The 5,106-nt window shown below is 58.6% G+C and carries 3 protein-coding genes and 2 pseudogenes; 1 reads left to right on the top strand and 4 read right to left on the bottom strand.

Annotated features, from left to right (window positions below):
• A pseudogene (locus tag MJ601_RS21640) lies at positions 1–493 on the top strand (hypothetical protein); the annotation flags it as partial.
• Between the two features lie 448 nt (positions 494–941).
• On the opposite strand, the gene MJ601_RS21635 reads toward MJ601_RS21640, so the two are convergent.
• The 4 genes and pseudogenes from MJ601_RS21635 to MJ601_RS21620 all read right to left on the bottom strand — a co-directional run.
• Complete coding sequence (locus MJ601_RS21635; protein ID WP_242130457.1) at positions 942–1,700, bottom strand: hypothetical protein; 759 nt, start codon at positions 1,698–1,700, stop codon at positions 942–944.
• Positions 1,701–1,770: 70 nt separating this feature from the next.
• A complete protein-coding gene (locus MJ601_RS21630) occupies positions 1,771–4,260 on the bottom strand; it encodes a hypothetical protein (protein ID WP_242130456.1) in 2,490 nt (829 codons plus the stop codon).
• A 171-nt stretch (positions 4,261–4,431) separates the two neighbouring features.
• A pseudogene (locus tag MJ601_RS21625) lies at positions 4,432–4,698 on the bottom strand (integrase core domain-containing protein); the annotation flags it as partial.
• A 138-nt stretch (positions 4,699–4,836) separates the two neighbouring features.
• Positions 4,837–5,106 (bottom strand): tyrosine-type recombinase/integrase (locus tag MJ601_RS21620; RefSeq protein WP_491572945.1); only part of this gene is annotated, 270 nt, incomplete at its 5' end.

The following is a 5,106-nucleotide window of genomic DNA, read 5'->3' as shown; positions in this document are numbered from 1 at the left end:
GACGGATGTAACGGACACCGCGATGGGCCAAGATGGGCGCTTGCACAGCGAAGCACAGGCCAGCATTTGGCGCTGGCGCGATGCCTATCAAGGCGATTTCGCAGCGCGCATACAATGGTCGCTCGCCTCTCAATATAAGGATGCGAACCATCCACCGATAATCCGCATCGATAGAGACCGAGGAATGGCTCCGGTTGCACGCGACATGATCGCTGGGCAGAAACTCAAGCTCGACTTGTCGGAAACGCGCGATCCAGACGGGGACACTATCAGCCTGTCATGCTGGCAGTATAAGGAGCCAAGCACGACTTCGGTCAGCACGGCAAGAGTTCCAAATCTGTTGATCGAACAATGCACTGATCGACAAATCGTCCTGACGGCGCCGGAGGTGAAGGCACCAATTTTGCTCCATCTGATCGTCGAAGCTAGTGACGATGCCCATCTGGCTATGCGAAGCTATCGCCGCGTCATAGTGCGGGTCGCGCCTGGCTAAGTGCCCTGCAGCACCTCAGAACCAATATACCATGAGAACTCGAGTGGCTTTTCGATCAAGCCGCCTGTGATCTTACGAAGGCCGGATTGGCGGCAGCCATGCGCTGTCGAATGCTATGGACGCGCGCCCACGGGGTTTGGAAGAATGGGAGAGGTGCACGGCAGACGACCGGACACCCGACGACAACGGCGGTTATCTGCTCACCCAGCTGCTCGCGGTCGTCCTTCGGTAGAAAGGCTTCGACGGCATGCAATATCGCAGATCGGTGTCCGACGGCGTGAACTTCTGCCTGCATGATCCGACAAGCGCACAGTTCGTCGAAGGTGATTCGGGCGTCCATCATGTGCGCGGCATCACCTATGATGCGCCCTACTTGCCGGTCGTGCTTGTCCCACGGTTAAGGTATCACGAGTTAAAATCGTAGGTTGCCGCCGCCACCTAGCCCCACCTAGAGCAACGACCGCTCACCAAGACTGTCAGCAATCGCCTTCTCGTAGATCGTCACGTTTTCCAGATAGATTTGAGAGCTGGAATTGGATCCATTATAGGCGCGAACTGCACGTCGCATGTTGCGTCCGGCGTTGTCGTACTTCCCGGCAAGTTCGCGGATGAAATAATCAGTGCTCTTGCCGATATCTCCCCAAACCCCGTGTATGGGATTGCCCGCTGCATCCTTGCCCATCTCATCGGTCCAGAACTCCGGATTACGTTCGATATTCTGAAGGTCATTCTGGAAAAGCCCGTAACCGAACAGCAGTTTGCCGGTCGGTTTGACTCCACGAGCCCGGCGGGACGCATCGCTGGCCGAAATGAGCTCTTTAGCCAGACTTCCGAACCGCCGATCCGCTTGAAAGGAGGCTGTGTCCCGAGGGAAGACGGAGCGCGGTGTCGAGTTGTCCAGAACCAGCAACCGCAGAAGCTCCGTAGCGCTCACTTGGCGACGGAGACTAGTGTACCACACGTAACCTGTCTCTTGATAGGCCATGGCACAGAGCAGCGAGCGTGAAAACGGTGTGCCCGCAACCTTTCCAGCAATTACATCGCCGAAATTCTGGAGCAGCCAGCGCGCACCGCCAGCCGCATAGCCCGGGCCCGAAATGCGTTCATTGACGTAGGCGACGGCCGTGGATGGCAGTGCAATCGCACTGGATGCAATGCCTGCGAGGACCGTGCGGCGGTTCAGACGTAAATCTGCGAGTAGCGTCATTTCTTGTCCTTTGCTGCCCTGCAAAAACGGGCGGTGGGGCGGTCGTTCGGACGAGGTTGCAAGGCCGCGATCAGTGCGGCGGGACGACGTGACCATCGGCTTTGAACTGGAACACGAAATAGGGTGGAATGCAGACGCCGCGGCGATCACCTCGTCCGCCGTTTCGGCTGAGCCATGCGTCATCCGGACCAGCTTCGCCAAATGTTGTTTGACTCAGCGCCGTGCGGAACTCGGGGTGTGCGTCATATTCCTCTTTGCGGAACTTGAGACGCGCCGCCATCTTGTCCTTCGCGTCGCCCGCGAGATAACGCATCGGGCTTAGGCAAATGTAATCATCGCGACAGGGATTGGCCGGGTCACAGGAACGGACTCCGGCATAATTGGTGAAGGCCCGGAAGCAACTTTCGGGAGTCCGTTTGCCGTCTCCTACTTGATCGAGGCAAGCATTAAAGCCGCTGGAAGCGAGCAATGCGCAGGTCGCCTCGCCAGGCAAATCGGTGCATTCCGAGAGGCGAAGCGAGCCTGCCGGAAAGCCGCCCGTGCCTTGGTCGCGGATCCGGCGAGCGCGCTCCAGGTCGGTCTCCCCGGGCTGCGCGTTGTAAAGACCTACGTTGAATTCTTGGTGGGCAGCAAACCAGCTATTGTGAGCCGGTGCAGGCAGCCATTTGGTGTCGATCGTCGTGTTCCGTGGCTGTCCAGGCTTGCTCGGACCGTATGCCGGGGTGCTGCGTAGATAGGTGTCGAATCCGAACCTAGTTGTCTTGACGGCTCCTAATTGCATGGCTTCGCCAATTTGCGGCCGTAAAGACGGGTTTACGCACATTCCGATATTCGGCTGATTTGACGAGCCGAAAACTGCCTGACACTCGAGCCCTGCCGCACAATCCCATTTGCGTGTGCTTCCGCGGGGGCGAGTTGTCATGCAAGCGCCGCCCCAGCCACCGACTAGCTGAATTCGGCGCTCTGGCGGAACTGCTGGGTCCGGCGCCAGCGCGGCGAAGCGATTGAGAGGACGCACGGCATAGCTCGTCGCAAGCGCGCGGCCTTGTGGATTACCGCCATCGGCGATCTTACGAAGGATTTCCAGGCGTCTGGGCTGATCGCCGAAGAAATGCGGCGATCCGGGCAGATACACCGCGTTGACCGGCGAAGTTCCGGCGACATCGGCACCAGGGAAGTGAAATCCAGCGATCGCCCGGCTTTGATGGCAGCCCGAGCACGACGCCTCGTTAAGCCGAGCACGAAACTCATCGGCGGTTCCGATAAAGGACAAAGAGGCTGGATAGCGCCGCTTGTATTCCTTGAGCCCTGCATTGATCTGCTCATCGGTGAGGATCGCTTCAGCGGCATTCGTCGTATTCCAGAACGGCTGATTGGCCGAGCGGCTGGCACCGCCAGGCGACACCGAAATGGCGCGACAAGCGAGGAATCTCTGGGGAATGTTGAGAATTCCGTTATCGACATCACCGAAGGCATTAGTTGCCTCAGACGATTTCTTCGAATTCCCCATTGTAAACAAATAGTCAGCCAACTCGCGACGGCTGATTTGCTTGCCCCGCTGATCTTCGCAGGTATTTGCATCGCCCCGCGGATCGCCGAGCAGGCGGGCGCGGTCGATCTGATTGGTCAGATAACTGACGTGCCAGTGGCCTGAAGTGCGATCGACCTTATCCCACCGGAACACCCGGATGATGTAAGTTGCCAGCGTCCCAAAATCGGTGCCGGCGGGCAAGCCTGGACCTTGGTCGACGGAAGCGTCGTCGCCCGAAGCGGGAACACGCGATCCCTGCATGTTGAGCTCGATGCGATCGATGTCGGCCGAGCGCAGCGAACTTATGGCAGAGGCCGCCTTCTCTCGCAGGATCTCGATCGGAGAACCGTTCCTCATCTCTTCGGCGTAGGCAAGCCAGCGCGCAGCGATCTCGCGGCAGGTTGGTGCCCCTGCCCATGGCTGCGCCGAAAACACGACGTTCATCGTGACCGGAAGGCGTGAACCATAGCGACGCTCGCCCGGAGTCCCTGGCCTCAATTCGCCCTTGTACCCGAAGCGATAGATCGCGCTGATCTCGCCACACGCTAGTCGCCGGTTATGCTCAGGCACGATGTCGCGATTGAACTGACGATCCATGCGGTTGATCACGCCGACAAGCTCGATGCTGGCGCCATCGAATTTGAGGAAGTCCGGCGAAAGGCTACGAACCTTCGCTCCGCCAAACTGCGGTTGTGTCCGGATCCACTGGAGGTCTTTGGTCACGGTAGCGGTGACTTCGTCGAAAACGTCGAGCTTGAATGGGTTTGAGCTGATCTCACTGGCTTTCATCGCTGAGCGGCCGTCGCGATAGATCAGACAGGCAAAGGTCAGGCGCTGGTCGTCTGCTCCACAATCCTCACCGGCTGCATCGAAGTCCTTCAGGATTTCGGGGTCGACAATATAAGGGCCGGCGAGAGCGGCAGGGATTTCCGGCGTCCATACATCCTCCACTCTTTCTTCCGGAGGTGTTGGTGCGCTTTCCGTTGTAATTGCCCCAAGCAGTAAAAATGCTCCAGCTATCAAAAACAACCTCGTTCGCACCCCCCACTCCCCCTCGATGAGACCTGCCCGATACAAATCGATTCAGTTTATCATGCTAAATGAACCAATGCGAGGCTCAACATCCCGCTTGTACGCCATGTATCCATCTTCTGGAGGCGAAGGTCGGCGGCAAACCAAGCGAAGGGGCGTGTTGCACTTCTACCCAACCTTGGACCGCTCGGGTCTAGAGTTTTCCGCTTGGCCCGGGTCCGGAGGGCTGGTGGACCCGGTCGGGTTTTCCAGCATGATCGGGGGGATATTCCCGATCATGCAGTGCGGTTGCTCCTCGTTGTAGTGTCTACGCCAGCGGTCAAACTTTTCGCAAGCGTCTTCCAGCGACAGAAACCAGTGCGTGTTCACGCATTCGCAGCGCAGCTTGCTGTTGAATGCTTCGATGAAGGCATTGTCCGTCGGCTTGCCAGCCCTGCCCGCCAGTTCGGCGAAGACGCAATTGAACACGCCTATGGGCGCACTGCTGCCGGACGGCTCAATGGCATGTTCCGGCAGGAACGGCCATTAACGCGCGCGGCGTGAAACGGCTTAAGTTGGGTCGAAACATGCCGCTTATTCTGCTTTTTTGAACGGACCCTTGAGAACCTTCGCGCCGTCACGGAGGAAATCGAGATGGTCCGACCAATGCTGCATCATGCGGACGCGCTCATCCCAATATTCCCCGCGCGTATAGGCGCGGCGCACGGCATTGTTGTCGCAATGGGCGAGTTGGCGCTCAATCGCGTCGGGATGCCACAGGCCCATCTCGTTGAGCAGCGTGGCCGCCATCGCCCGGAAGCCGTGGCCGGTCATCTCATCTTGCGCATAGCCCATGCGACGCAG

This window comes from Sphingobium trunci, assembly GCF_022664535.1.
Taxonomy (GTDB): domain Bacteria; phylum Pseudomonadota; class Alphaproteobacteria; order Sphingomonadales; family Sphingomonadaceae; genus Sphingobium.
The sequence above is the reverse complement of the archived record's forward strand: the minus strand, read 5'-3'. Positions and strand labels throughout refer to the sequence as shown.

Excerpts from the sequence above, each read along its gene's own strand:
- MJ601_RS21635 (WP_242130457.1), bottom strand. The coding sequence starts at position 1,700 with ATGACGCTACTCGCAGATTTACGTCTGAACCGCCGCACGGTCCTCGCA.